General features: G+C 72.3%; 24 protein-coding genes. 8 read left to right on the top strand and 16 right to left on the bottom strand.

Annotated features, from left to right (window positions below; genetic code table 11):
• Nucleotides 1–298: 298 nt before the first annotated feature.
• The gene (locus tag PKF00_RS11795; protein ID WP_271217491.1) at nucleotides 299–739 is read left to right on the top strand and encodes an SgcJ/EcaC family oxidoreductase; all 441 of its coding nucleotides are present in this window, start codon (nucleotides 299–301) and stop codon (nucleotides 737–739) included.
• Between the two features lie 153 nt (nucleotides 740–892).
• On the opposite strand, the gene betA is transcribed toward PKF00_RS11795, so the two are convergent.
• Nucleotides 893–2,551 (bottom strand): choline dehydrogenase, encoded by a 1,659-nt coding sequence (betA, locus tag PKF00_RS11790; RefSeq protein ID WP_271217490.1) that lies wholly within the window; start codon nucleotides 2,549–2,551, stop codon nucleotides 893–895.
• Nucleotides 2,552–2,651: 100 nt separating this feature from the next.
• Complete coding sequence (locus PKF00_RS11785) at nucleotides 2,652–4,940, bottom strand: FdhF/YdeP family oxidoreductase (RefSeq protein ID WP_271217489.1); 2,289 nt, start codon at nucleotides 4,938–4,940, stop codon at nucleotides 2,652–2,654.
• A 319-nt stretch (nucleotides 4,941–5,259) separates the two neighbouring features.
• Here PKF00_RS11785 and PKF00_RS11780 point away from each other — a divergent pair, with 319 nt between their 5' ends.
• The 3 genes from PKF00_RS11780 (at nucleotide 5,260) to PKF00_RS11770 (ending at nucleotide 10,779) form a co-directional block, all read left to right on the top strand.
• Nucleotides 5,260–6,579, top strand: a complete 1,320-nt coding sequence (locus PKF00_RS11780; RefSeq protein WP_271217488.1) for a M16 family metallopeptidase — start codon at nucleotides 5,260–5,262, stop codon at nucleotides 6,577–6,579.
• Nucleotides 6,576–7,943 (top strand): M16 family metallopeptidase, encoded by a 1,368-nt coding sequence (locus tag PKF00_RS11775; protein WP_271217487.1) that lies wholly within the window; start codon nucleotides 6,576–6,578, stop codon nucleotides 7,941–7,943. Before PKF00_RS11780 ends, PKF00_RS11775 begins: the two co-directional genes overlap by 4 nt.
• 445 nt (nucleotides 7,944–8,388) lie before the next feature.
• Nucleotides 8,389–10,779: an ATP-binding cassette domain-containing protein gene (locus PKF00_RS11770; protein WP_271217486.1), complete on the top strand. Its 2,391-nt coding sequence runs from the start codon at nucleotides 8,389–8,391 to the stop codon at nucleotides 10,777–10,779.
• A gap of 147 nt (nucleotides 10,780–10,926) precedes the next feature.
• On the opposite strand, the gene PKF00_RS11765 is transcribed toward PKF00_RS11770, so the two are convergent.
• The 6 genes from PKF00_RS11765 to PKF00_RS11740 form a co-directional block, all read right to left on the bottom strand.
• Nucleotides 10,927–11,529, bottom strand: coding sequence for an energy-coupling factor transporter transmembrane component T family protein (locus tag PKF00_RS11765; RefSeq protein ID WP_271217485.1), 603 nt, complete (start codon nucleotides 11,527–11,529; stop codon nucleotides 10,927–10,929).
• Nucleotides 11,526–12,200, bottom strand: coding sequence for an energy-coupling factor ABC transporter ATP-binding protein (locus PKF00_RS11760; RefSeq protein ID WP_271217484.1), 675 nt, complete (start codon nucleotides 12,198–12,200; stop codon nucleotides 11,526–11,528). Before PKF00_RS11760 ends, PKF00_RS11765 begins: the two co-directional genes overlap by 4 nt.
• Nucleotides 12,201–13,376, bottom strand: coding sequence for a thiolase family protein (locus PKF00_RS11755; protein WP_271217483.1), 1,176 nt, complete (start codon nucleotides 13,374–13,376; stop codon nucleotides 12,201–12,203). It lies immediately after the preceding gene.
• Between the two features lie 25 nt (nucleotides 13,377–13,401).
• Nucleotides 13,402–14,889 (bottom strand): class I adenylate-forming enzyme family protein, encoded by a 1,488-nt coding sequence (locus tag PKF00_RS11750; protein ID WP_271217482.1) that lies wholly within the window; start codon nucleotides 14,887–14,889, stop codon nucleotides 13,402–13,404.
• Nucleotides 14,890–14,896: 7 nt separating this feature from the next.
• On the bottom strand, nucleotides 14,897–15,544 hold the full coding sequence (locus tag PKF00_RS11745; RefSeq protein ID WP_271217481.1) for a biotin transporter BioY: 648 nt from the start codon (nucleotides 15,542–15,544) through the stop codon (nucleotides 14,897–14,899).
• A 318-nt stretch (nucleotides 15,545–15,862) separates the two neighbouring features.
• Nucleotides 15,863–16,387 (bottom strand): TetR/AcrR family transcriptional regulator, encoded by a 525-nt coding sequence (locus tag PKF00_RS11740; protein ID WP_271217480.1) that lies wholly within the window; start codon nucleotides 16,385–16,387, stop codon nucleotides 15,863–15,865.
• A gap of 113 nt (nucleotides 16,388–16,500) precedes the next feature.
• Here PKF00_RS11740 and PKF00_RS11735 point away from each other — a divergent pair, with 113 nt between their 5' ends.
• Nucleotides 16,501–17,754 carry an FAD-dependent monooxygenase gene (locus PKF00_RS11735; protein ID WP_271217479.1) on the top strand — a complete coding sequence of 418 codons (1,254 nt, stop codon included), beginning with the start codon at nucleotides 16,501–16,503 and terminating at the stop codon, nucleotides 17,752–17,754.
• A 97-nt stretch (nucleotides 17,755–17,851) separates the two neighbouring features.
• Here the strand turns inward: PKF00_RS11735 and PKF00_RS11730 are convergent, their stop codons facing one another.
• From PKF00_RS11730 to PKF00_RS11695, 8 genes are all read right to left on the bottom strand, one after another.
• A complete protein-coding gene (locus tag PKF00_RS11730) occupies nucleotides 17,852–19,036 on the bottom strand; it encodes an ATP-binding protein (protein ID WP_271217478.1) in 1,185 nt (394 codons plus the stop codon).
• A gap of 3 nt (nucleotides 19,037–19,039) precedes the next feature.
• Nucleotides 19,040–19,702 (bottom strand): two-component system response regulator CseB, encoded by a 663-nt coding sequence (gene cseB / locus PKF00_RS11725; protein WP_271217477.1) that lies wholly within the window; start codon nucleotides 19,700–19,702, stop codon nucleotides 19,040–19,042.
• A 2-nt stretch (nucleotides 19,703–19,704) separates the two neighbouring features.
• A complete protein-coding gene (locus PKF00_RS11720) occupies nucleotides 19,705–20,145 on the bottom strand; it encodes a hypothetical protein (protein WP_271217476.1) in 441 nt (146 codons plus the stop codon).
• 49 nt (nucleotides 20,146–20,194) lie between these two features.
• On the bottom strand, nucleotides 20,195–20,695 hold the full coding sequence (locus tag PKF00_RS11715) for a hypothetical protein (protein WP_271217475.1): 501 nt from the start codon (nucleotides 20,693–20,695) through the stop codon (nucleotides 20,195–20,197).
• 194 nt (nucleotides 20,696–20,889) lie between these two features.
• Nucleotides 20,890–21,885, bottom strand: a complete 996-nt coding sequence (locus PKF00_RS11710) for an alpha/beta hydrolase (RefSeq protein WP_271217474.1) — start codon at nucleotides 21,883–21,885, stop codon at nucleotides 20,890–20,892.
• Between the two features lie 111 nt (nucleotides 21,886–21,996).
• The gene (locus PKF00_RS11705) at nucleotides 21,997–22,596 is read right to left on the bottom strand and encodes a 2'-5' RNA ligase family protein (protein ID WP_271217473.1); all 600 of its coding nucleotides are present in this window, start codon (nucleotides 22,594–22,596) and stop codon (nucleotides 21,997–21,999) included.
• A 268-nt stretch (nucleotides 22,597–22,864) separates the two neighbouring features.
• Nucleotides 22,865–23,092, bottom strand: a complete 228-nt coding sequence (locus tag PKF00_RS11700; protein ID WP_271217472.1) for a hypothetical protein — start codon at nucleotides 23,090–23,092, stop codon at nucleotides 22,865–22,867.
• Nucleotides 23,089–23,607 (bottom strand): carboxymuconolactone decarboxylase family protein, encoded by a 519-nt coding sequence (locus PKF00_RS11695; RefSeq protein ID WP_271217471.1) that lies wholly within the window; start codon nucleotides 23,605–23,607, stop codon nucleotides 23,089–23,091. The genes PKF00_RS11700 and PKF00_RS11695 overlap by 4 nt, the downstream gene beginning before the upstream one ends.
• Before the next feature lie 88 nt (nucleotides 23,608–23,695).
• Between PKF00_RS11695 and PKF00_RS11690 the strand changes: the two genes are divergently transcribed.
• The 3 genes from PKF00_RS11690 (at nucleotide 23,696) to PKF00_RS11680 (ending at nucleotide 26,768) form a co-directional block, all read left to right on the top strand.
• Nucleotides 23,696–24,235, top strand: coding sequence for a TetR/AcrR family transcriptional regulator (locus PKF00_RS11690; RefSeq protein WP_271217470.1), 540 nt, complete (start codon nucleotides 23,696–23,698; stop codon nucleotides 24,233–24,235).
• 251 nt (nucleotides 24,236–24,486) lie between these two features.
• Nucleotides 24,487–25,311 (top strand): carotenoid biosynthesis protein, encoded by an 825-nt coding sequence (locus PKF00_RS11685; RefSeq protein ID WP_271217469.1) that lies wholly within the window; start codon nucleotides 24,487–24,489, stop codon nucleotides 25,309–25,311.
• The gene (locus PKF00_RS11680; RefSeq protein WP_271217468.1) at nucleotides 25,299–26,768 is read left to right on the top strand and encodes a phytoene desaturase family protein; all 1,470 of its coding nucleotides are present in this window, start codon (nucleotides 25,299–25,301) and stop codon (nucleotides 26,766–26,768) included. Before PKF00_RS11685 ends, PKF00_RS11680 begins: the two co-directional genes overlap by 13 nt.
• Nucleotides 26,769–26,775: the final 7 nt, after the last annotated feature.

Raw genomic sequence — 26,775 nt, 5'->3', positions numbered from 1 at the left:
GCTCCCCCACTCCGCCCGTCCTCGGTTCCTCGCGCCCGCCCTCGTCCGGCCCGGCGCGCCGACGCGACGGCGCGGCCCCACCTGCCCGGACGAACCGCGCGGCCCGCGCGCGTCCGGGCGGACCACGTGGCCGGCGTGTGCCCAAACGAGTTTTTATACCCCCGAAATCCACCCGTATGTCACCCGAACAAATATCGGTAAATACAGCGCAATTTCGAATAAATCTCGGACTTCGGTGGGTGTCACCATTGCGGGCAAGACTCACCGGGCCTGCGGGCCCGCAAACAGAGGGAGAACAATGGCCACCGAAATCACCGCGGACGAGACCGCTCGGTCCGACGAGGCGGCGGCGCGCGGGGTCGTCGACCGCGTCAACGCCGCGTGGGCGGCTCACGACGCCGACGCCTTCGCCGACGCCTACACCGAGGACGCCACCATGGTCCTGTCCGGCGACCGCTACTTCACGGGTCGCGAAACCATCCGCGCCGCGTTGATCCAGGAGTTCCAGAGCAGGCACCGGGGAACCCACCTGCTCGCGGACATCGTCGACGTCAGGTTCATCGGCCCCGACGCCGCCGTGCTGATCACGGAGGGCGGGGTTCTCGTTCCCGGCGAGACCGTGCCCGCCGAGGAGCGCGCCATCCGGGCGACGTGGACTCTGGCCAGGCAGGGCGGCGAGTGGTTCATCGCGGCCTACCAGAACACCCGCAACGTCGACGGCAAGCTGCCGGGCGCCTGACGTGGCGTTTCCGATGCTGGTCGGTGACGTCCACATCCTGGAACGGCACAGCGTTCGCACGGTGAAAGGTTCGTACTGACCACATCGCAGCCGGGTGACCCCCGACCCGGTTGCGATGTGCAAAAGCGCCGCCGTACAGGCGAGGCCGCCGGATCAGGTCACCAGATCGGGCCGCCGCCCCCGCCCGTGCCGGTGGAAACCGGTGCGCTGCGCGGGGAGAGGGGTGTTGCCCAGGATCAGGTCGGCCGCCTTCTCCGCCACCATCATGACCGGCGCGTAGATGTTGCCGTTCGTCACGTACGGCATGACCGAGGCGTCGACGACCCTGAGCCCTTCGACGCCGTGGACCCGCATGGAGCGCGGATCGACCACGGCGAGACGGTCGACGCCCATCTTGGCGGTGCACGAGGGGTGCAACGCGGTCTCGGCGTCCCTGGCCACCCAGTCGAGGATCTCCGCGTCGGTCCGCACCGAGGCGCCGGGTGACAGCTCCCCAGCGTTGTAGTCGTCCATCGCCGGTTGGTTGAGGATGTCACGGGCGATCCGCACCGCCTCGACCCATTCCCGCCGGTCCTGGTCGGTCGACAGGTAGTTGAAGCGCAGCGCGGGATGAACCCGGGGGTCGGTGCTCCTGATCCTCACCGAGCCGCGCGCGTCGGAGCGCATCGGCCCGACGTGCACCTGGTAGCCGTGCCCGCCCACCGGGGCGGACCCGTCGTAGCGCACGGCGACGGGTAGGAAGTGGAACATCAGGTTGGGGTAGTCCACGTCGTCGTTGCCCCGCACGAAGCCGCCCGCCTCGAAATGGTTGCTCGCCCCGGGGCCGCTGCGCAGGAACAGCCACCGCGCGCCGATCGAGGGGCGACTGCGCCGTCTGAGCGCGGGCTGCAGCGAGACCGGCAGCCTGCAGCCGTACTGGATGTAGACCTCCAGGTGGTCCTGCAGGTTCTCCCCCACCCCCGGCAGGTCGTGCGCGACGTCGACGCCGAGAGCGCGCAGCCGCGCGGCGTCGCCGACGCCGGAGAGCTGGAGCAGCTGCGGGGAGTTGACCGCGCCGCCGCACAGGACGACCTCGCCGGCTCGGACGACGCGGCCGTCGCACTCCACGCCGACGGCCCGTCCGCACTCGATGAGGATCCTCGTGACGAACGCCCGGGTCCTGATCTCCAGGTTGCGGCGCCTCTTCACGGGGTGCAGGTAGGCGCGGGCGGCCGAGAGCCTGCGCCCGGCGCTGATGGTGCGGTCGAAGGGGGCGAAGCCCTCCTGGCGGTATCCGTTGACGTCGTCGGTCAGCGCGTGCCCGGCCTGCCGGGCCGCCTCGAGGAAGGCGGTGAACAGCGGGTTGGTCGCGGGTCCCCGTTCCAGCACGAGGGGCCCCTCACGCCCTCGCAGGGGGTCGTCGGGGGCGGCGGCGAGGCAGTTCTCCATCCGCCTGAAGTACGGCAGGCAGTGGGCGAAGTCCCAGGCCTCCATGCCCGGGTCCGCGCCCCAGCGCTCGTAGTCGAGGGGGTTTCCCCGCTGGAAGATCATGCCGTTGATGCTGCTGGAACCGCCCAGCACCTTGCCCCGGGCGTGGCGGATCCGGCGGCCGTGCATGTGCGGTTCGGGCTCGGACTCGTATCTCCAGTCGTAGCGGCGGCTGCCGATGGGAAAGGTCAGCGCGGCGGGCATGTGGATGAAGGGGTCCCAGCGGGAGTCGGGACGTCCCGCCTCCAGCACCAGCACCCGGTTCGAGGGGTCGGCGGACAGCCGGTTCGCGATGACGCTTCCGGCCGACCCGCCTCCGACAATGACGAAGTCATATATATCCACTTCGTCAACCTAAAACGGAATAATCGCCTTAATAGTATCCGCTCAGGTATTCATTTATGCCATTACGGTAAATGCCATATCCGACTGGGCAGGCGGGGTGTCAGGCGCCCGCCGCGGGACGCCTGACGAGCCGGACCACCACGCTCTTCGAGGTGGGGGTGTTGGAGGTCTCCGCGACCGAGTCCAGCGGCACGAGCACGTTGGTCTCGGGGAAGTAGGCCGCGCAGCACCCGCGGGCCGTCGGGTAGGCGATGACGCGGAACGCCTCGGCCCTGCGCTCGCCGTCCGGCCACTCGCTGACCAGGTCGACCGCGTCCCCGTCGGCCAGGCCGCGCTCGGCCAGGTCGTCCGGGTTGACGAAGACGACCCTGCGCCCGCCGCTCACCCCCCGGTAGCGGTCGTCCATGCCGTAGATCGTGGTGTTGTACTGGTCGTGGCTGCGGACCGTCTGCAGCAGCAGCCGTCCCTCGGGAACCCGCAGCACCTCGAGAGGGTTGACGGTGAAGTTGGCCCTGCCCGTCGCGGTCGGGAAGCGCCGCTCGTCACGGGGCGCGTTGGGCAGGGCGAAGCCGCCGGGGGCGCGGACGCGGGCGTTGAAGTCGGCGAAGCCGGGCACCACCCGCGCGACGCGGTCCCTGAGGGCGTCGTAGTCGGCCTCGAACTCCCCCCAGGGCACGAGGGGGTCGTCCCCGAAGAGCTCGCGGGCCAGCCGGCAGACGATCGCCACCTCGGGGAGCAGCTCGGGAGAGGCGGGCCTGAGCCTGCCGCGGGAGGCGTGGACCATGCCCATGGAGTCCTCGACCGTGACGAACCGGTCGCCGTCGCGCTCGGTGCGCCCGAGCGTCGGCAGGATGAGCGCCTGCCTGCCGCAGACGGCGTGGGAGCGGTTCAGCTTGGTCGAGACCTGCACCGTCAGCCGGGCGCTGCGCATCGCCGCCTCCGTCACCTCCGTGTCCGGTGTCGCGGCCACGAAGTTGCCGCCCATCGCGACGAACACCTTCGCCTCGCCCGACCGCAGGGCCCTGATCGCCTCGACGGTGTCCAGGCCGTGGCGGCGGGGCGGCTCGAACCCGAACTCCGCACCGAGCGCGTCGAGGAACGCCTCCGAGGGTTTCTCGTAGATGCCCATCGTCCGGTCGCCCTGGACGTTGGAGTGCCCCCGCACCGGGCAGACCCCGGCGCCGGGGCGGCCCACGTTCCCGCGCAGCAGCAGGAAGTTGACGACCTCCCTGATCGTGGCGACGGAGTTCTTGTGCTGGGTGAGGCCCATCGCCCAGCACACGACCACCGAGCGCGCCGCGAGCACGTCGCGCGCCGTCTCCTCCACGGCCCGGCGCTCGAGGCCCGTCGCCTCCTCGACGTCCGCCCAGTCCAGGGAGCGGGCGTCCGCCGCCCAGTCCTCGAAGCCGTGGGTGTGCGCCTCGACGAACTCGCGGTCGACCACCGTGCCCGGGGCCGCGTCCTCGGCCTCGAGCAGCAGCCGCGACAGCGCCTTGAACAGGGCCAGGTCTCCGTTGAGCCGGATCTGCAGGAACCTGTCGGCCAGCGTCGTGCCGCGCCCCGCCACCCCCGAGGGCCGCTGCGGGTTCTTGAAGCGCAGCAGCCCCGCCTCGGGCAGCGGGTTGACGGCGACGATCCGCGCCCCGTTCCGCTTGGCCCGCTCGAGCGCCGACAGCATGCGCGGATGGTTGGTCCCGGGATTCTGGCCGACCACGAAGACGAGGTCGGCCCGGTGCAGGTCCTCCAGCGAGACCGTGCCCTTGCCGATCCCCAGGGTCTGGGTGAGCGCGGAGCCGCTGGACTCGTGGCACATGTTGGAGCAGTCGGGGAGGTTGTTCGTCCCGAAGCGCCGTACGAGGAGCTGGTAGGCGAACGCGGCCTCGTTCGAGGTGCGGCCCGAGGTGTAGAACACCGCCTCGTCGGGGCCGTCGAGCGCGCGCAGCTCCCGCGCGACGATGTCGAAGGCCTTCTCCCAGGTCACCGGCACGTAGTGATCGGCGCCCTCCGGCTTGTGCATCGGCTCGGTGAGCCGTCCCTGCTGCCCCAGCCAGTAGTCGGTGCGTCCCGCCAGCTCGTCGACCGAGTGCCCGGCGAAGAAGTCGCGGGTGACCCTGCGGGTCGTGGCCTCCTCCGCCACCGCCTTCGCCCCGTTCTCGCAGAACTCCGCCGGGCTGCGGTGCTCGCCCTCGGGCCACGCGCAGCCGGGGCAGTCGAAGCCGTCCTTCTGGTTGACGCGGGCCAGGGTCAGGAACGTGCGTCCCACGCCCATCTGGGCGTAGGAGGTCAGCAGCGACCTGGCCACTCCCGGCATGCCGGCCGCCCACTCCTTGGGCGGGTGAACCTCCAGACCGTCCTCGGTGACGTCCTCCCGCGGAGCCTTCCTGACCATCCCGGCGCCTCTTTTCCCACGGCTTCTCCAGCCGTGTCTCTCACATGCTTCGAAGTCTCGCATGCCCGCAGGCGGAACGGCCCGGCGGAAGGGCCGGCCGTGGGCCCCGGCGACCGCGCTTTCCGCGCGACGTTGACTGGCCGGTTGAATATCGGTGACAAAAACCGCAGAAATTCCCACTTCTCGGGCAGGGTTCGACTGGTAGAACTGGGCCCAGGCCATCCACCGCAGCGTCGCGAAAGGACGCCATGTCAACGGGAACGTCGATCGATCCGCACGGCCGTACGGCGAGGGCCCGCCAGACGCGCAGGCACGAGGCATGACCCGGGTCCCGTCACCGGAGGTCGTCGTCCCCCGCACCGGCTACCGCATCGAGCGCTTCACGCTCGGCAACGGCCTGCGGGTGGTGCTGGCGCCCGAACCGGGCTCCCCCGTGGTCGGGGTCGCCGTCGTGTACGGCGTGGGCATCCGCTCCGAGCCCGAGGGCCGCACCGGCTTCGCCCACCTCTTCGAGCACCTCATGTTCCAGGGCTCGGCGAACCTGGAGAAGTTCGAGCACTTCCGGCACGTGCAGGGGGCCGGGGGCACCTTCAACGGCTCGACCCACCTGGACTACACCGAGTACTTCCAGACGGTGCCCGCCAACGCGCTCGAACGCGTGCTGTTCCTCGAGGCCGACCGCATGCGCGAGCCCCGCCTCACCCCGGAGAACCTGCTCAACCAGATCGACGTGGTCAAGGAGGAGATCCGGGTCAACATCCTCAACCGGCCATACGGCGGCTTCCCCTGGCTGCGGCTCCCGCCGGTGATGTTCGACACCTTCCCCAACGCGCACGACGGCTACGGCTCCTTCGCCGACCTCGAGGCCGCCGTGATCGGCGACGCGGAGGAGTTCTTCGACCGTCACTACGCCTGCGGCAACGCCGTGCTGAGCGTCACCGGCGGCTTCGCCCCCGAGGAGGCGCGGCGAATGGTCGAGCGGCACTTCGGCGACGTCCCCGCCAGGCCCGCCCCGCCGAGGCCCGACCTGTCGGAGCCCGACCTCGCCGAGACGCGCCGTCACTCCTACGTGGACGAGGCCGCGCCGACGCCGGCCGTCGCCGCGGCCTGGCGGGTGCCCGACCCGGTCGCCGACCTCGCCGGCTACCTGCCGTACGTGGTCCTGGCGGAGGTCCTCACCGACGGCGTCTCCTCCCGCCTGGTCGAGCGGCTCGTGCTGAAGGAGCGTCTGGCCACCGGGATCAGCGGGCACACCGGCTTCATGGGGGACGCCTTCGACGTCCTCGACCCCACGGCGCTGGTGCTGCAGCTGAACCTCCCCTCGGGGGGATCGGCGGAACGGGCGCTGGAGGTCGTCGACGAGGAGGTCGAGCGCCTCGCGGCCGACGGGCTGACACAGGAGGAGCTGGCGCGGGTCCAGGCGCGGATGGTCGCCCTCCTGCTGCGGGACGGCGACGCGGTGATCGGCAGAGGGGTGCGAATGGCCGTCCTCGAACTGCAACGGGGAGCCCCCGGTCTCCTCAACGAGCTGCCCGCGCTGCTCACCTCGGTGACCCCCGGCGAGATCAGGGCCGCGGCCTCCCGCCTGCGCCCCGGCCGACGGGCCTCCCTCGAGGTCGTGCCGGGGAGGGACCGATGAGCGCCGTCACCTCAGGGCTCGTGCGCCCCCTTCCCGAGCTCGGGCCCGCCGCGCCGCTCGTCCTGCCTCCGCAGGCGGAGACCGTGCTGCCCGGCGGGCTGACCGTCGTGGCGATCGCCCGGCGCACCGCTCCCCTGGTCGAGCTGCGGCTGTGGGTCCCGATGGCGGCGGTGGACATCGCCGAGGGCGCCCTGCTGGCGCAGACGCTGCTGTCGGGCACGGACGCGCGCTCCGCGACCGGGATCGCCGTCGAGCTGCAGGCCGCCGGAGGCGCCCTCGACGGCGGCGCCAGCCCCGACCGCTGGCTGATCAGCGGGAACTGTCTGGCCTCCAGCCTCGACCGGCTGCTGGAGATCCTCGCGGACGTGCTCGACGGAGCGCTCCACCCGGACTACGAGGTGTCCGTCGAACGGGAGCGCCTTGCCCACCGGATGCGGGTGGTCCTGAGCCAGCCGCCGAACCTGGCCAGGGCCGAGCTGCTCAGGCGGGTCTACGGCGACCATCCGTACGCGGTCGACACCCCCGCTCCCGAGCGGGTGGACGCGGTGACGGCCGAGGACGTGCGCGCCCTGCACGGACAGCGGATGCGCCCGGACGGCGCCACGCTGGTGCTGGTCGGCGACCTGGACCCCGAGGAGGCCGTCGGCCTCGTCAGCCGCAGGCTCGGCCACTGGGCCGGCCCCGGCGGCCCGGGCGAGAAGATCCTGATGCCGCCCGCCCCGCGGCCCGCACCGGGACCGCTGCTGCTGGTCGACCGCCCCGGCGCGGTGCAGTCGTCGATACGGCTCGCCCTGCCCGCCTCGGGAAGAGGGCACCGGGACACCGCCCCCCTGCAGCTCGCCAACCTGATCTTCGGCGGTTACTTCTGCTCTCGCTGGACGGAGAACATCCGCGAGGACAAGGGGTACTCGTACGGGCCGAGCTCGGTGATCGACCACTCGCTCGGCGGATCGGCCGTGATGCTGTCGGTGAACGTGGCCACCGAGGTGACCGCGCCCGCGCTCGTCGAGACGCTCTACGAGCTGGGCAGGATCGCCGCGCTGCCGCCGACCTCCGAGGAGGTGGAGCAGGCACGGCGGTACGCCATCGGCTCCCTGTCCCTGTCGACGGCCACCCAGGCGGGGCTGGCCGGGTACGCCGCGACGCTGGCCGGGTTCGGACTGCGGCTGGACTACCTCACGGCCCACGCCGAGCGGCTGGCCGCCGCGACGGTCGAGGACGTGCACCGCGCCGCCATGACCTACCTGGGGCCGGGGCGGGCGGCCGCGGTGGTGCTCGGCGACGTCGAGCGCGTCGAGCGGGGGGTCGGCGCGGTCACCGCGACCGAGGTCAGGCGATCTCCCAGCGAGCCGCGTACCACCTGACGAGCCGGGGAAGCAGGGTGAGGACCGTCGGGGCGGGGCGCCCCCGACGGTGCCGCGCACGCGCGGCGTCCGTACCCGGGTGAGCAGCAGCGCGGAGAGCAGGAACGAGGCGGCGTCGACCGACCATCATGCTGACGGCGGTCCCGAACTGCGAGACCCCGATCGCCGACCGGCAGGCCAGGAAACTCCGGGTCGAACCCGCCCCCGAGCCGCCTCCGGTCAGGAATCGAGAAGCGCCGGCATCCGAGTCGCGTCTAGCGTGACCGCCATGGACGTCACCGTTCACGCGAGCCCCCTCCCGCACGGCGCTCCCCCCGAAGAAGAAACAGACATACTGCTCGAAGCTGGTTAGATCAAGCCAGGCGACGCCGACGGAGACCGCGAAGGCGGCCCCGCTTAACAGACCCCGCTCGACAGACCCCCGCTCGACAGACATGGAGACACGATGAGTATGGCCGCGAGGACGAACACACAGTCGCCTGCACCGCATGTTGCCGACAGCCACGATCTGATCCGCGTACAGGGCGCGCGTGTGAACAACCTCAAGGACGTCAGCATCGAGATCCCGAAGCGCCGGCTGACGGTGTTCACCGGCGTCTCCGGCTCGGGCAAGAGCTCTCTGGTGTTCGGCACGATCGCCGCGGAGTCGCAGCGGCTGATCAACGAGACCTACAGCGCCTTCGTGCAGGGCTTCATGCCGACGCTGGCTCGGCCCGAGGTCGACGTGCTCGAGGGGCTGACGACCGCGATCATCGTCGACCAGGAGCGGATGGGGGCCAACCCCCGCTCCACGGTCGGCACCGTCACCGACGCCAACGCGATGCTGCGCATCCTCTTCAGCCGGCTCGGCCTGCCGCACATCGGCTCGCCCCAGGCCTTCTCCTTCAACGTCGCCTCCATCAAGGGAGCGGGCGCGGTCTCGTTCGAGCGCGGCGGGAAGAACGTGAAGGAGCGGCGCGACTTCAACATCACCGGCGGCATGTGCCCGCGCTGCGAGGGCATGGGCCGGGTCACCGACATCGACCTGTCCCAGCTCTACGACGACTCCAAGTCGCTCAACGAGGGCGCGCTCACGATCCCCGGCTACAGCGTGGACGGCTGGTACGGCCGGATCTTCAGCGGCTGCGGCTTCTTCGACCCCGACAAGCCGATCCGCAGGTACACCAAGACCGAGCTGCACGACCTGCTCCACAAGGAGCCGACCAAGATCAAGGTCGACGGCATCAACCTGACGTACGAGGGCCTGATCCCGAAGATCCAGAAGTCGATGCTGTCCAAGGACAAAGAGGCGCTGCAGTCGCACGTCCGGGCCTTCGTCGAGCGGGCGGTGACGTTCACGTCCTGTCCCGAGTGCGACGGCACCCGGCTCAGCGAGGCGGCCCGGTCCTCCAAGATCAAGGAGACCAGCATCGCCGACGCGTGCGCGATGCAGATCAGCGACCTGGCCGAATGGATCCGCGGCCTCGACGAACCGTCGGTGGCGCCGCTGCTCGCGACGCTGCAGCAGACCCTCGACTCGTTCGTGGAGATCGGGCTGGGCTACCTCTCGCTCGACCGGGCGTCGGGCACGCTGTCAGGCGGCGAGGCGCAGCGCGTCAAGATGATCCGCCACCTCGGCTCCTCACTCACCGACACCACCTACGTCTTCGACGAGCCCACCACGGGCCTGCACCCCCATGACATCCAGCGGATGAACAACCTGCTGCTGCGGCTGCGCGACAAGGGCAACACGGTGCTCGTCGTGGAGCACAAGCCGGAGACGATCGCGATCGCCGACCACGTCGTCGACCTCGGCCCCGGCGCCGGTACGGCGGGCGGCGACGTCTGCTTCGAGGGCACCGTCGAGGGGCTGCGGGCCGGCGACACCCTCACCGGCCGTCATCTCGACGACCGAGCCCGCCTCAAGGAGACGGTGCGCAGGCCCACCGGCACGCTGGAGATCCGCGGCGCGACGGCGCACAACCTGCGCGACGTCGACGTCGACGTCCCGCTCGGGGTGCTCGTCGTCGTCACCGGCGTCGCAGGCTCCGGCAAGAGTTCGCTCGTGCACGGGTCGATCCCCGCCGGCGCGGGTGTGGTGTCGATCGACCAGGGCGCGATCCGCGGCTCGCGACGGAGCAACCCGGCGACGTACACCGGACTGCTCGACCCGATCCGCAAGGCGTTCGCGAAGGCCAACGGCGTGAAGCCGGCGCTGTTCAGCGCCAACTCCGAGGGCGCCTGCCCCACCTGCAACGGCGCCGGCGTGATCTACACCGACCTGGCGATGATGGCGGGCGTCGCCACCACCTGTGAGGAGTGCGAGGGGAAGCGGTTCCGCGCATCGGTGCTGGACCACCACCTCGGCGGCCGCGACATCAGCGAGGTGCTCGCGATGTCGGTGACCGAGGCCAAGGAGTTCTTCGGCGCAGGCGAGGCGCGCACGCCGGCCGCGCACGCCATCCTCGACCGGCTCGCCGACGTCGGGCTCGGCTACCTCAGCCTCGGCCAGCCGCTCACCACGCTGTCCGGCGGCGAGCGGCAGCGCCTCAAGCTGGCCACCCACATGGCCGAGAAGGGCGGCGTCTACGTCCTCGACGAGCCGACCACCGGCCTGCACCTCGCCGACGTCGAGCAGCTGCTCGGCCTGCTCGACCGGCTCGTCGACTCCGGTAAGTCGGTCATCGTCGTCGAGCACCACCAGGCGGTCATGGCGCACGCCGACTGGATCGTCGACCTCGGCCCCGGCGCCGGCCACGACGGCGGCCGGATCGTCTTCGAGGGCACGCCCGCCGACCTCGTCGCCGCCCGTTCCACCCTCACCGGTGAGCACCTCGCGGCCTACGTCGGCGCCTGAGCGAGGCCCTCGCGGGCACCGCGAGACGACTTCCCTCATCCGTTTCGGCACGCCCGAGGGACCCGTTGATCCGCCGGGTCCCTCGGGCGGACCGGCACGAGGAGAACATCGAACATCGAATTCGGACGACCGACGCCGGGGCGGCGGTCAGTCGTCCAGTCCGCGGGCGCTGAGCGCCTCGCCCAGCGTGTCGGCGTGCCGCAGCGCGCTCACCACCAGCGGGACGGCGAAGGCCCGCAGGCTCCGTTCGGTTCCCCTGGCGCGCTGCGCCTCCCGGACCCTGGTGGCGAGTCCGGCGACGACCGGCACGCTGCGCAGGGTGAGGGACAGCAGCAGCGACAGACGGAAGGGGTCGACGCCGAGGAACCTGGCCGGGGCGAGACAGCGTTCCAGGAAGGCCATCATGGCGGCGGTGCGCGTGGTGAGAGTGACCAGCCCGGCCAGTGCGACGGCGAGCACGACGCGAAGCGTCGAGGACACCGCGCCGGGCAGGTCGACGAGCAGGAACTGCACGCCGAACAGAGCCACGGCGAACCAGCGGACGGGCCGGATCTGCGCCCAGGCCGCCGCCACGCCCACGCCGGAGACGGCGTACAGCAGTGCCACGACGGCCACGGCCCCCGCCAGCCCCACGGGCGGGCTCAGCAGCAGCGCCGTGCACGAGACGGCGAGGCCGAGGAGCTTTACCCCGGCGGGCAGGCGGTGCAGGAACGAGCCGCCCGGCACGTAGGCTCCGGTGAGCCCGTTCACGACATGATCTTCCGGTAGTGGTCGATCGCCGCCTCCGGTTCGGCGTCGGCGACGATCCGCCCCTCGTCGAGCACCAGCACGCGGTCGAAGTCCTCCAGCAGCGCGAGGTCGTGGGTGACCACCACCACCTGCTGCGGCATGCTCCGCAGGAGGTCGGCCACCTGACGGGAGTGGCGCAGGTCCAGCAGCGTCGTCGGCTCGTCCATGATCAGGATGTCGGGTTCGAGCACCAAGACCGAGCAGAGGGCGAGCAGCTGCTTCTGGCCGCCGGACAGGTGGTGCGCGGGATGGTCGGCGTGCTCGGCCAGGCCGTACCTGGTCAGGACGCCCCGCACCCGGCCGTCGACCTCCTCGCGCGAGAGCTTCTTGCGCCTGAGGGAGAAGGCCACGTCCTCGGCCACCGTCGGCATCACGATCTGCGCGTCGGGGTCGCTGAACAGGAACCCGACACGACGCCTGATCCGGGCGGCGTGACGGCGGGTGTCGAGCCCGAGGACCGTGACGTCTCCCGACGACGGCAGGGCCAGGCCGTTGACCAGACGCGCGAACGTGCTCTTGCCCGAGCCGTTGGCCCCGATCACGCCCACCCGGCGTTCCGGCAGCGAGAGCGTGACCCCGCGCAACACCTCGCGCTGCCCGAACCTGACGTTGACGTCGGTCATCTCGATCATTCACACCACCTCGAACAACGCGGCGACGCCCAGGCCTCCGCCGACCGCGGCCGTCGCCAGCCCCAGCGTCCCCGACGGCGCGCCGGAGCGAACGAGCCTGCTGAACAGCCTGGTGACCACCACCGCGCCGGTGGCGCCCCACGGATGGCCGAGCGCGAGCGCGCCGCCGTCCGCGCAGACCCGGTCCGCGTCCGGGCCGAGAGGGTCGAGACCGAGCGCGTCGGTCACCGCGAGCACCTGCGCCGCGAACGCCTCCACGATCTCCACCGCCGCCACGCGCTCCAGGCCGACGCCCGCGCGCCGCAGCACCCGCCGTACGGCGAGCACGGGGCCGAGCCCGGGAAGCCCGGGATCGCAGCCGACGACGGCTCCGGCCCGCAGCCGCAGCCCGGCAAGGCCCTCGGCCGCGCGCAACCGCTCCGGCACGACGGCCACCGCGGCCGCGCCGTCGCTCACCGGAGAGGAGTTGCCCGCGGTCACCGTGCCTCCGGGCACGAACGCGGCGGGCAGCCGGGACAACGACCTCATGCGCAGGGCGCGCGGCCACTGGTCGTCGCGCCTGCCGTCGATCGTGACGATCTCCTGCTCGAACCGTCCCGCCTCCCGTGCGGCCAGCGCCTTGGCGTGGCTCTGGCAGGCGTAGGCGTCCTGGCGTTCGCGGGTCACGCCGCCCGCCGCGGCGAGCGCCTCCGCGGCGGGGCCCATGTCCGGGTCCGGGTGTCCCTCGGGGACGAACGGCGCGCGCTCGTACGGCACGCTCCGTTGCCCCGCGAGCCCCCGGTGGGCCCGCAGCGGCGCGGTCGAGGCGCTCTCCGCCCCTCCGGCGACGACGAGATCCATCTCCCCGGCTCGGATCGCCTGCCCGGCCAGCAGGATCGCGGCCAGGCCGCTGCCGCACTGCCTGTCCACCGTGACGCCCGGAACGCCGTGGCCCATCCCCGCGGCCAGCGCGGAGACCCGCGCGACGTTGCCTCCGGGGCCGGTGCAGTTGCCGAGCACCACGTCCTCGACGGGAAGGCCGAGGCCGGCGACGTCACGGGCGACCGCTTCGATGACGGGGGCGGCGAGCCGGTCGACCGTCATCGCCTTGAACGCGTGCGAGGCGGTGCCGATGGGGGTGCGGCGGGCCGCCACGACGACCGGTTCCCACCGCCCGTCAGGTGTGTCCGGCCACATGTCAGACGAGCCTTTCTGCGACATGTCAGGTGAGCCGCCGGATGTCGGGGTCGCCTCCGGCCAGGCGGGCCGCGAGCAGGCCGCGGGCCGGCTTGCCCGCGCCGGTGCGGGGCAGGCTCTGCACGCTGTACCAGCGCCTCGGTCGTTGCGCCGCGTCCAGCCCGCCGCGTGACGCCTCCTCCAGGGCCGCCCGCGACGGCGGCGACGCGCCGTCCGCCTCCAGGATCGCCGTGACCACCGCGCCCAGCTCGGGGTGGGGTGAGCCGACCACCACGACGTCGCCCACTCCCGGCGCCTTCCTGAGGACCTCTTCGACGTCCTCGGGCACGACGGTCGCGCCGCCGGTCTGTATCGCGCCGTCGCCCCGGCCGCGCAGCCGCAGGACCTCGCCCGGCCGGTACGGCTCCGCCACGTCGCCGACCGTCATCCACCCCTCGCCGTCTACCCGCAGCGGACCGGCCGCGCCGGCCAGGTATCCCTCGGCCAGCCAGGGCGATCGCGCCCACACCTCGCCGAACGGCTGTCCCCGCGCCACCCTGACCTCGATCTCGACCCCGGGGAACGGGCGCAGGCCCGAGCCGTCGGAGTCGACGGCGACGAACGACAGCTCGGTCGCGCCGTAGTAGGCCAGCACGTTCACACCGGCGTCCGCCGCCAGGGCGCGCGTGTCCGCGCCCAGCGCCGCCCCGCCGACCACCGCCGTCCGCAGAGCCGTCCGCGACGGGTCTCCGGTCTCGCGCAGAGCCTCCAGCACGGCGGGCAGGCGGTGCGGCACCACGTGGACGACGGTGGAGCCCTCGAGGTGGGCGGCCAGCGACGCGGAGGGCCAGCGCCCCGGCACGACCGCCGTCGCGCCGGTCGCCAGGGCGTGCACGGCCGCGAAGCCGTACAGGGAGGACGACAGCGGCCCCGGAACCAGCACGACGTCGTCGGGGCCGATCCCGGCGAGTTCGCTCAGGTGCGGGAACGACTCCGTCCACGACGCGCGGGTGCGCACCACGGCGCGGGGCCTGCCGGTGCTGCCGGAGCTGAAGCAGGACCACGCCCGGTCGGTCGGCGAGGCGCCCGCCCTCGCGGGCGTCTCCTCCCGCCGCCTCGTGGACGGCCCCGCGGGCCGCCCCACCGGCTCTCCCGCCGGCTGCCCCGGTGGGGACCCCGCCGGGGTCTCCACCGGCGGGTCCTCCGTGACGGGCAGCGGCGTCTCGACCCGGGCGTCCACGGGGACCGCGTCCATGACCCGCTCCCGCCGCTCCGGTTCCCAGGTGTGGTCGCAGACCAGGGGCGTCGCCCCCACCAGGTCGGCGGCCAGCACGGCGGTGAGCAGGGCCACCGGGTCGGCCAGGCTGATCGCCGCCAGCGCGCCGCGGCCGACCCCCCGCCCCGACAGGCGCCCCGCGGCGAGACCGATCCTCCTGGCGAACTCGGCGTAGCTCAGATCGCCTTCGGGACCGCGCACCGCGAGCCGGCGCGGGCGTTCCGAGGCGTGTCGCATCACCTGCGCGGCCACCGGCATGGGCTGGTCAACGCCTCCCGGCGGCCTTGAGCCGCTCACGGTGCACGGCGGGGACCGCGTCGGGGTAGGCCCGCTGCGTGCCCCGCACCACCAGGGCGGCGAACACCGCCTTGATCGCGTCACCGGGCAGGAACCCGAGGCTGAGCAGCGCGGCATGGCCCAGGGAGGCCCCGGTGATCGCCGCCTGCACGGGGATGCCGAGGAGATAGATCACCCCGACGCCGCCGACCAGGCAGGCGGTCAGCAGCCAGGCGACGCTCGGGTTCCTGCCGCCGCGCTCGACGATCCAGCCCGTCACGGCCGCGCCGGGGAGCCAGCCGATCAGGAATCCCGCCGAGGGCCCCACGAAGACGCCCAGGCCACCGCGGCCACCGGCCAGCAGGGGCAGACCGGCGGCGACGAGCACGAGGAGCACCGCGACGGCCAGAGCGGCCCGCCAGGTGCCCAGGATCGCACCGGCGAGCATGACGCCGAACGTCTGCAGCGTGATCGGCACCGCGTTGCCGAAAACGTTCAACGCGCCCGGCAGGCCGAGCACGGCGATCAGGGCGGCGAACACGCTGACCCGGGCCAGGTCTCCCGTGGAGAACCCACGGCCTGACGAGGGGCCTGTCGCCTCTTCTGGTTGTGACAACGCCTTCCCTTCATCTGTCATGAGGTCGATCCCACACCAGAACGTTCCGGTCGACGCATGGAGGAACCCCACAACATTCTGCGCAGCCGCCTGGGAGAACGGACACCGGCCACCGTACGCGTACTGCTCATACTCGTGTGAAGGAGGGTATCCGCTCACTTTCGGTGCCCGGTACGCGCCTTTGCGTGACGCCGCCGGACCGCGCGCCTTCACGACGGGCACGCGACGGCGCCAGCCCCCCGAGGGTCAGGGGCACGCTCGAAGGGCGAGTCCGCAGAGGCCTGGAGAAAACGGGCCCCCGAAGCCCCGGGCCCCGGGAACTCGGCGGGCTCGGCGGGCTCAGTGGGCGAGGGCGGCCAGCGCGGCCTCCACGGCGGCGGCCTTGACCTCGTCGAACGGAAGGTCCGCGTGTTCCACCACGCAGTCCGACATGCCGCCGAGCGCCACGGTCGCGTGGATCCGCGCGGCGTTCGCGGGGGCGGGGCCGAGCAGGAGCACGGTCAGCCGCTTGCGCCACTCCCACATGCGGTCCATCAGGTCCAGCTCGACGAGCGCGGCAGGTGCGTGCAGGACCATCACGAGCACCTCGCGGTGCTGCCAGATGAGGTCGAAGTAATCTTCGAGGAGCTGTCGTCCGCCTCCCGGCTCGCGTCCGGCGACGAACGCCTCCAGGCCGTCCATGAGCGGCTGGATGATGCTCCTGACCAGCTCCTCCCGCGACTCGAAGTGGTAGTAGAGGGCCGGTTTCGTGATGCCGAGCCGGTCGGAGATCTGCTTCAGGCTGGTGTTCTGCACGCCCTGCTCCAGGAAGAGCTCGCGCGCCACCGCCTGGATGCGCGTCTTGGTGTCCGAGGGCCTCGCCATGGACCAAGAGTAGCGCTTACCTATCGCTAAGTAAGACCTTGCGTCGAGCCTCGAAGCATGCTTACCTATCGTTAAGTAAGAGACTTACCTCCCGTTAAGTAAGGAGACGGCGTATGCGAATCCTCATCTCCGGCGCCAGCGTCGCCGGCCCCGTCCTGGCCTACTGGCTCACCAGGCACGGCTTCGCCGTCACCGTGGTCGAGCGGGCCCCGGCCCTGCGCAAGGCCGGCGGCCACGCGGTCGACCTGTTCCGCCCCGCCATGGACATCGTCGACAGGATGGGGCTGATCGAAGCGGTCCAGGCCAAGAGGACCGGCACCGAGTGGATCTCGTTCCGCCAGGAGGGCGGCGACCGCCCGCACACGCTGGAGGTCGGCAGGCTGATGCGCGTCGTGTCCGACCGGCACGCCGAGATCATGCGGGACGACCTGGGCGAGATCTTCCACGAGGCCACCCGGCACGACGTGGAGTACCTCTTCGGCGACTCCATCGCCTCCATGACCGAGGACCCCGGCGGCGTCGACGTCACTTTCGAGCGGGGGCCCGCCCGCAGGTTCGACCTGGTGATCGGAGCCGACGGGCTGCACTCCAACGTCCGCCGCCTGACCTTCGGCCCCGAGTCGCGCTTCGCCACCTGGATCGGGGCCTACCTGGCGGTCATGTCGATCCCCAACTACCTGGGCCTGCGCGACCGCATGGACGGCGTCACGGGAGTGGACAGGATGGTCGGCGTGTACGGCGGGGCGCACATGGACGACGCCCGCGCGATCTTCATGTTCCGCCCCGCCGCCCAGCTCGACTACCACCATCGGGACGTCGACCGGCAGAAGGAACTGCTGCGCCGACAGTTCGCCGGGCTGGGCTGGGAGGTGCCCCGCCTCCTCGGCGAGGAGCTGGACAACGCCTCGACGTTCTACTTCGACTCGATCACCCAGCTGCGCATGGACACCTGGTCCAGGGGGCGGGTGAGCCTGGTCGGAGACGCGGGCTACTGCCCCGGCCCCGCCGTCGGCGGCAGCACCAGCCTGGCCGTCGTGGGCGCCTACGTCCTGGCGGGCGAGCTGGCCCGGGCCCGGGGCGACCACACGCGGGCGTTCCCCGCCTACGAGCGGGAGATCGGCGACTACGTACGGCGCAGCCGCGCCTTCGCCGTCGCCGCCGCCAAACGGCTCATCCCCGCGAGCGGCCTGGGCCTGTGGGGCCTGATCCAGGGAGTGCGGCTGATCAACCACACCCCCACGCCGATCGCCCGCGCCCTGACCGCCTTCGGCGCCAGGGGCCTGCGCCTGCACGACGAGATCGTGCTGAAGGACTACTCCGAGCCGCCCCGGGCCATGCCCGCCGGGACGCGTACGGCCCACCCGTGAGCCCCGCGCTCCGGTGACGCGCCCGCTCCCCCGCCGACCGGGGAAAGGCGGGGCGGCGGATCGGCGCCGACGAGCAGCGCCCGGCCCGGGGGAACCGTCAGCCCAGGTCGAGCCGTACGACCGCGCCGCCGTCGGGGGCGTTGGCGAAGGTGAGGGCGGCTCCCAGGACTCGGGCCTGCCCTGCGGCGATGGTCAGCCCGAGGCCGACGCCGACCTCCCGGGCGGCCGATCCGGTGACGAAGCGCTGCGGGCCGTGCTCGCGGAGCGTGGTGAGCATCGCGTCGGAGAAGCCGGGGCCGTGGTCCCTGACCATCACGGCCGGGCCGTCCACGCTGACCAACACGGGCGGGGCGCCGTGCCTGGCCGCGTTGATGACCAGGTTGGCGAGGATGCGCTCGACCCTGCGCGGGTCGGTCTCGACCTCCGCCTCCCCGGAGACGACGATCTCGACCCCCGGCACCCCGGACGCCGCGACCGCCCGCCTGGCCAGCACTCCGGCCGGGCGCTTCTCCCTGGCCGGCGTCTCGGCGGAGGCGTCGAGACGCGCCACCTCCAGGATGTCCTCGACCAGGCGGCGCAGCGTCGCGGCGCTGTCCCTGACCAGCTCGGCGGGGCGTCCTGACGGCAGCAGCCCGGCCGCCGTGACCAGGCCCGCGACGGGGGTGCGCAGCTCGTGGGCGATGTCGGCGGTGACCCGTTGCTCGGCCTCCAGCCTGGCCCGCAACGCGTCGGCCATCTGGTCGAGCGCGGCTCCGACGGCCGCGATCTCGTCCCGGCCTCGGGCCCCGACCCGGGCGGACAGGTCGCCCTCGGTGATGTGCGCGGCCGTCCTCGCCACCGCGCGGATCCTGCGGCTGAGCCCGCCCGCGACCGCGAACCCCACTCCGGAGGCCAGCAGGGTCGCCGCCAGGCCTGACCAGAGGAGGATCCGGTCGAGCTGGGCCAGCTCCGCGTTCTCCGCGTCGTAGGGGCGGCGCAGCGAGAGCGTCTGCCCGCCGACCTTGGTCGCCGCCCAGAGCGTGACGCCGTCCTGCAGGTAGGTGACCCGTGTTCCCTCGCCGACCACCTCCGCCAGCGGCTCGGGGACGGCCTCCGTCGTCAATGGGGTGTCCTGCCCCTCCTGGTGACGGACCAGGGTGCTCGTCAGCTCGACGTCCAGGCCGCGCCGCGCGGCGTCGAGCGTGACGACGGCCGTGCGGTTGTGGACCAGGAGGCTCAGGACCGTGGCGACCAGCACCGACATCCCAGCGATGACCAGACTGAGCTTCGCGCGCAGGTCCACCGGCTACCTCCGCAGTTTGTAGCCGAAGCCGCGCACGGTCTCGATGCGGTCGTTGCCGATCTTGGCTCTGAGCCGCTGGACGTGCACGTCGACGACCCGGCTGTCGCCCTCCCAGGCGTAGTCCCAGACACGCTGGAGCAGCGTGTCACGTGACAGCACGATCCCGGGGTCGGCCGCGAACTCCAGCAGGAGCTTGAGCTCGGTCGGCGTCAGCGCGACCCGCTCCCCGCGCAGGCGCACCTCCATCGACTCGGTGTCGATCGCGAGGTCGCCGAAGGAAAGGGCCGCGCTCGCCCGCTCCGGCACGGCGGCGCGGCGGAGCACGGCGCGGATCCTGGCGTGGAGGACGGCGGCGTCGAACGGCTTGGTGACGTAGTCGTCGGCCCCGGCCTCCAGGGCGTTGATCACGTCGATCGCGTCGGACCTGGCGGAGATCATGATGATCGGGATCTCCCCCGTCTCCCTGATCCGCCTGGCCAGGCTGACCCCGTCGAGATGCGGGAGCATGACGTCCAGCAGGGCGACGTCCGGAGGGCGGACGCGGAACTCCGCCAGGCCGCCGAGCCCGTCGGAGGCGGTCCGCACCCGCATGCCGTACAGCTCAAGAGCCATGCCCGTGGCCTCACGGATCACCGGGTCGTCCTCGACGAGGAGCACGTCGGTCACGTTCAGGGCTCCGGCACCGAGAGGCGCCGGTCGGTCAGCTCCCTGGCCTTGCCCGGGGGCAGGCCGTCGGCGCTGACCGTGAAGCGGCCGTAGTATCCGGCCCGCTCGTGCCAGGTGAGACCACTGAGCGTGATCGTCCCTCGATACGGCGTCGTCTGGCAACCGGGCAGACACCACATGCCGCTCAGCTCGCCCGTTCCCACGGCGCTCTCTCCTCCCCAGGACTCCCAGCGGATCCCCGTGACGCTGTTGAACTCGTCCAGCGCGAGCCTGCTCGGCCGGCGCAGCGGATCACCGGGGTAGGCGACCACGTAGACCGGCCCCTTGGGCGGCGTGGACGGCGGCGCGGAACCCTCGACCCGCACACCGCCGTCCGCCCCGCACCCGGCCACCGCCAGGACGGCCGCGCACATGAGAGCCGCTTGCCTCACATCGGTCGTCATCGTGTGGAGACTATGCGACCTGTCGGTGCCTCGCTGCTGATTGCGCAGTTCAGGAGGCTGGCAGCGGCAGTGCCCCGGTCAGCGTGTCATCGATCTGATCGGGTTTGGGGAAGTCGCCGTCGATGGCGAACTTCGTGAAGTAGCGCTTGCCCATCGCCTTCTTGACCTTGCTGAGGGTGATCGTCGCGTCGTACGGACTGTCCAGGCAGTCGGGCAGGCACCACGTCCCGCTCAGTTTCCCGGCGCCCACGGCCCGGCCCGGTCCCCAGCTCCGCCAGGTGATCCCCTTGAGGGTGCTGAACTCCGACACGACCAGGTTCTCCGGACGCTGGTCGGCGCGCCCGTCCTCGGCCCCGTACAGATTGATGACGTAGACCGGCTCCGCCCGCCGGCCCTCGGACCGGGTCACCCCCTCCTCCGGCTGAGACGTGATCTGGGCCGTGTCCCCGGCCCACGCCCGGCGGGGCTCCGCCTGCGCCGCCCCCAGGCCGCAGGCCGCCGTCGTCGCGCCGAGCACCGCGACCGCCACGGCAACGATGATCCCTCGCATGTTTTCCCCCTTGTTCTCGCGTTTCAGCGCCGTCGACAAGGGACCTGCGCTCGCATGCCTCCCCCGTGTCCGGCACGCCGGTGACCCTAGGAGGGAAACTTCTCGGTCTTCCTGCGGCCATGTAACGGTCCCCCATCGGGTCCCCGATCCCGCACCGCGAGTCCCGTTCCGCGCCACCGCGCGGTCACGGGCGGCTACTGGCCGATCACCCGGCGGATCCAGCTGCGGCGGGTCTCAAGGGCGTAGGCCGCGAGCCTGCTGTCGGGGCAGAACACCTCGAAGCCGTGGAAGCCGCCGTTCCACACGTGGAGCTCGGCTTCGCCGCCCGCCGCCCAGATCCGGTTGGCGTACTCGACCGCCTCGTCGCGGAGGAGTTCGGCGGAGCCGAGCTCGATGTAGGCGGGCGCCAGGCCGGACAGGTCGGTCGCCCTGGACGGCACGATGTACGGGGAGACGTCGGGGTCGCCGACGCGGTCGCCCAGGACGGCCCGCCAGCTGAAGACGTTGATGTGCCGGTCCCAGACGCCCGCCGTGCCGTACTGGTGGCTGGAGAGCGTCTCGTTGCGGTCGTCCAGCATGGGCACCAGCAGCAGCTGACCGGCCAGCGCGGGACCCTTTCGGTCACGGGTCATCAGCGCCATCGCCGCGCTGAGGCACCCGCCCGCGCTGCCGCCCATGACGATCAGCCGGTCGGGGTCGAAGCCCAGTTCCTCGGCGTGCCCGGCCATCCAGACCAGGCCGGCGTAGCAGTCCTCCGCCGGGCCCGCACCGGGGTTCTCCGGCGCGAGCCGGTACTCCACGTTGACCACGACGAAGCCGAACTCGAGGACGAGGTCGACCAGCCGGGGCGTGTCCATGTGCCGGGTCCCCATGACCAGCCCGCCGCCGTGCATGCTGTACAGACCCGGCGCCGCCTGCGCCCGCTCCCTGGGGCGCAGGACGGTGACGGCCAGCTCGGGGGCCCCGGGCCGGCCGGGGATCGTGCGCTCCTCGAAGTCCACGGGCCTGTCGCCGATGACCTCGGCCGGCGACGGCGACATGGCCTCGAAGGCCGCGCGCGACTCGGGCAGGGTCTCAAGGGTCACCGGCGGCTGCGCCGGGCCGTCGCCGCGCGTCGCGGTGAGCATCCGCTCGAGTTCGGGGTCGAAGGGGGCAAAGGGAAAGGGGGAAGCAGGGGGAACCGCCGTCATGCGAAAACCTCGGTGCTCTGGAACGCGGGCGTCGTCGCCCGTCGCCGTCAGCATAGAAGTCGCCGGAGAGGGCCGTCCGGCTCGCCTCCTGCGCCGCGCGCAGGCCCTGCCTCACCCGCCTCCCAGCCGGAAGACGGCCCGCTCCCTCCATCCGGAACCGTCGAAGACCACCAGCGATATCGCGTCGGCGCGGGTGGCGACGGGAAGCCGCTCGAGGACGTCCGCCTCGATGGCGTCGAACATCCCGATGTCGGTGCCGTCGGCGACGGTCAGGTGCGGGACCGGCTCGAACTGTCCTCCGTACGGCGGAGCCTCCGGCCAGCGCGTGACGACCTCGTCCGTGAGCCGCCGGAACGGGCCTTCCGGCTCCGGCACGAGATAGAGCAGGTCGGCGAAACGTCCGCATCTGGTGAAATGCACATCGAACGGAACATGTGCTGCGAACAGGTCGCGGAGCTCCTCCAGGACCCGGTCGTCGATCCGGTCGTCGCCGATGAACGGGTACAGCACGGTCACGTGCGCGGGAAAGCCGTCGGCCGAGCAGTCGAGGCGCGCGCGCCCGAGGCCGACCACCGTCTCGGCCTCGGGCACGATGACGACGAGCGCCGTCTTCCCCGTCCCGGACGAACGCCCCTCGGCGGGATCCGCCTCAGACGACGGACGCGTTTCGAAGGGACGTTCCTCGGACGGATGCGAAGCGTCGCGCGTCACGACCCGGCACCTCCGAATCCGTGGACGATCTCGATCGGGCCGAAGGCGGAGGCGCCGAGGTCCTCGGGTCGCCCGGCGGACGCTTGTGGTTCGGGGAGCACCGGACCGCTCACCCGGCAGACGGGGTCCGGGCTTCCGGGGCCGGCCGGCCATTGGAGTGTCATGATCCGCTTCGGCTCCTCCACAGTGACCATTTCCCCCTTAGGCATGGAATGCCCATTCTGCGGCCACCTACGAGGACAAAGCGAGAGGGAAAGGAGACCGGGTGTCAGGCGGTGCCCGGACCCTCGCTCCGGCCGGGACGGTAGGTGATCAGCCGGACCGCCGGGGCGGAGAGCACGTCGACGTGGCCGCTGCCCGCCACCTCGACGTGCACGAAGCCGCCCTCGAACGCGACCAGGGCCTCGTCCACGCGGCCGACGGGCCCGCCGCCGGTTCCGGTCAGGTGGTAGCCGTCGACGAGTTCGACGGAGGCTGCGCGCCAGGTGAGGCTCACGCGGTCACCTCGGGGAAGTCCAGGTCGGGCCGGGCCAGGTGGTTGAAGTGGTTGGACAGGGTGTTGAGCGCGACGTGGGCGACGATCTCGGCGAGCTCGGCGTCGGTGACCCCGGCCTTCCTGGCCTGGGCCAGGTCCTCATCGCCCACCCTGCCGCCCGTGCGGACGACCTCCCTGGTGATCCTCAGCACCGCGTCGGCGTGCGGGTCGGCGTCACGCGCGTCGCGCGTCCGTTCGAGCTCCTCCCGGCTCATGCCCATCATGCCGCCGCGCATCGTGTGCGCGCTGACGCAGTAGGTGCAGCGGTTCTCCTGCGCGACCAGCAGCGCGATCTGCTCGCGCAGCCTCGCCCTGAGCACACCGCGGGTGAGCGCGTCGCGCATCGCCAGGTAACCGCGTAACGCGGCCGGGCCGTTGGCCAGCGCGGCGTACAGGTTCGGCACCCTGCCGAGTTGCCGCCGTGTCTCCTCGAGCAGGCCGTCCGGGTCTTCGGTCAGCTGTGGCAGCCGAGGCATGGTTCCCCCAAAAATGGTACTGATCGGTTCCGTTTTACGAACGGTACCGATCGGTCCCATTTTCGTCAACGGCGGATACAATGACCGGGTGCCGACCCGAGCCCGTGAACGCCTGCTGGACACCGCCGAGGAGCTCTTCTACGCCCAGGGCGTCCGAGCCGTCGGCGTGGAGCAGATCCTGACCGCCTCCAAGGTCGGCCGCGCCTCGTTCTACCGGCACTTCGCGAGCAAGGACGACCTGGTGGTCGCCGTGCTCGAACGCCGTGACCTGCGGTGGCGCGAGTGGCTGGCCGAACGGGTCGCCGCTCTCGGCGGCGGGCCGCTGGCGGTCTTCGACGCACTCGCGGAACGGTTCGTCCGCGCGGACTTCCGTGGCTGCGCGTTCATCAACACGATGGTCGAGGCAGCCGACCCCGGCAGTCCCGCGCACCGGGTCGCCGCCGACCACAAGAGCCGGGTGGCCGGCTATGTCGAGTCGCTGCTGACCGCCGCGGGGCGCGACGACGCCACCGCGCTCGCCTGGCAGCTCGTCATGCTCATGGACGGCGCGATCGTCACGGCGCTCCGCGAACGCTCCGCCGTCCCGGCCCAGCGGGCCCGCGTCATCGCCGCCGCCCTCCTGAACTAGGACCGCGGCCCTCCTGAGCCGGGACGGAAGCGGTTTCGCCACACCCGCGACCTCAAAGTGAATCTGACCGGGGGCCACCGCTCGAATGACTCTTCGTGGGGCAGAGCCATGAGGTGGGCGGCGGACGATCCGATCTCGGTGCGGCGGAGGACTCCGGACGGGACGCGCGACGAGGCACGGGCCCGGACACAGACCCGGACACAGACCCGGGCACAGGGCGGTACACAGGGCGGGGCGGGGCGGGAAACGCGGTGCGGGCCGGGGCGTCCGCGGGCGGCCCGCGAGCGCTGGGCGCGGTCGGCGCGGCCCTGCTCACCGCCATGGTCGCCGCGCAGGTCGCGTCGGGGCTTCAGGCGAGGCCGGTCGGCCTGACCGGCGTGGTCGTGCTCCTGCTCGCGGCGAGCGCGCTGGCCTTCGCCGCCAGGGCGTACGGCTTCGCGGCGGCGGCGACCGCGTTCGCCCTGTCGGTCGCGGCCGGATACGCCGCCGAGTGGGTGGGGGTCAGGACGGGGCTGCCGTTCGGCGGCTACGGCTACACCGGCCTGCTGCGGCCGCAACTCGGCGGGGTTCCCGTTGCCGTGGCGCTGGCGTGGGGAGGAATGGGGCTGGCCGCCCACGCGACGGCCTCGGCCGCGGCGACACGACTGCCGGGAGGCAGGGGGACGCGGATCGTGCTGGGAGCCTGCGCGCTCACCGCCTGGGATCTGTTCCTGGACCCGCAGATGACTCGGCTCGGCCTGTGGACCTGGGACGTCCCCGGCCCCTACCGGGGCGTGCCCGTGAGCAACTTCGTCGGCTGGCTGCTGGTCTCGCTGCTGGTCATGGCCCTGATCGACAGGACCGTGGCCCGCCGGGACGCCGGGAGCGCCGGGCTGGTCTCCGTCTACACCGCGATGGCCCTCATGGAGACCCTGGGCTTCGCGGCGGTCTTCGATCCGCCGGACCCGCTGGTCGCCGCCTCGGGAGGGATCTGCATGGGGCTGTTCGCCGTGCTCGCGTGGAGCGCACGGAGCCGGAGGCCGTGGAGGCCATGGAAGCCATGGAGAAGGGAGCGGAGGCTCGGATGGCGGAAGTGATCGTGGTCGGAGGCGGCGTCGGCGGGATGGTCTCCGCGCTGCTGCTGGCCCGGCGAGGACACCGGGTGCGCCTGTACGAACAGCGGCCCCGCCTGGGCGGCAAGCTCGCCGAGCACCGGCGTGACGGCTTCGTCTTCTCCCTCGGCCCCTCGCTGCTGACCCTGCCGGAGGTCTTCACCGGCCTCGGCCTCGACCTCGACCTCGTCGAACCCGGGGAGCTGTGCCGCTACCGCTTCGCCGACGGCTCCATCCTGACCGCCCGGCGCGACCCGGGTGACATGGCCGCCGAGGTGGAACGGCTCGCGCCGGGAGAGGGCCGCCGCTGGCTGGCCTTCCACGAGTGGGGGCGGGCCTGCTTCGAGGCGTCACGTCGCACGTTCTTCGCGGGCCCGCTCAACCGGCCTCCCTCCGGGGCGCGGCTGTCCGACCTGCTCGCGGTGGCTCCCGGCCGCACGCTCGACGGCCTGGCCCGCCGTTTCTTCACCGACCCGCGCCTGCTGCAGTACGCGGGCCGTTACGCGACCTACGCGGGCTCGAGCCCGTACCGGGCTCCCGCGGCGCTGGCCTGCGTCCCGGCGATCGAGCACGGACAGGGCGGCTGGTACGTGCGGGGCGGACTCCCCCGCCTCGCGGACGCCCTGGCCGCGCTGCTGGACAAGGCGGGCGTCGAGGTCGCCCTGTGCGCGGAGGTGACGGACGTGCTCGCCGGCCCGGAACGCGTCCTGGGAGTACGGCTGGCCACAGGTGAGTGTGAGCGCGCCGACGTCGTGGTGGCGAACACCGACGCGGCGGCGCTGTACGGACGGCTGTTGCCGGACCGGCGACGGCTTCGGCGCGTCGCCAGGCTCGGCACGTCCTCCTCGGCGTTCCTGCTGCTGGCCGGTGTCGACGGCAGGACGGAGGGGCTGGCGCACCATGGCGTCGTCTTCTCCGCCGACTACCGGCGGGAGTTCGCCGACATCTTCGAGCGGCGCAGGCCTCCGGAGGATCCGACCGTCTACGTCGGCTGCTCCGCGGTCGACGATCCGTCGCAGGCGCCGCACGGCGCGGAGAACTGGGTGATGCTGGTCAACGTCCCCGCCCGTGACCCGGAGCGGTGGCCGATGTCGCCGCAGGCCTATCGGGACCTGGTCCTCGAGCGGCTGGCCGCGCGAGGGCACGACCTGTCGGGGCGGCTGCGTTTCGTCGACCTGTTCACCCCCGCCGACCTGCGGGAGCGTTACGGCGCATGGGGCGGGGCGATCTACGGCGGCGCCTACGACGGCCCGCTCGCCCCCTTCCGCCGCCCCGGCAACCGGGGACCGCGGCGCGGCCTCTACCTGGTCGGCGGCTCGGCGCATCCTGGCGGGGGGCTGCCGCTCGTGGCGATGGGCGGGCGCATCGTCGCCTCGCTCGTGGGGGAGGACTTCCCTGACCCCGCGCGCAGGAGCCCCGCGCTGAAGGGCCTCACGGAATGAGACAGAC

Source organism: Streptosporangium carneum, from assembly GCF_027922005.1.
GTDB classification, from domain to species: Bacteria; Actinomycetota; Actinomycetes; order Streptosporangiales; family Streptosporangiaceae; genus Streptosporangium; species Streptosporangium carneum.
The sequence above is the reverse complement of the archived record's forward strand: the minus strand, read 5'-3'. Positions and strand labels throughout refer to the sequence as shown.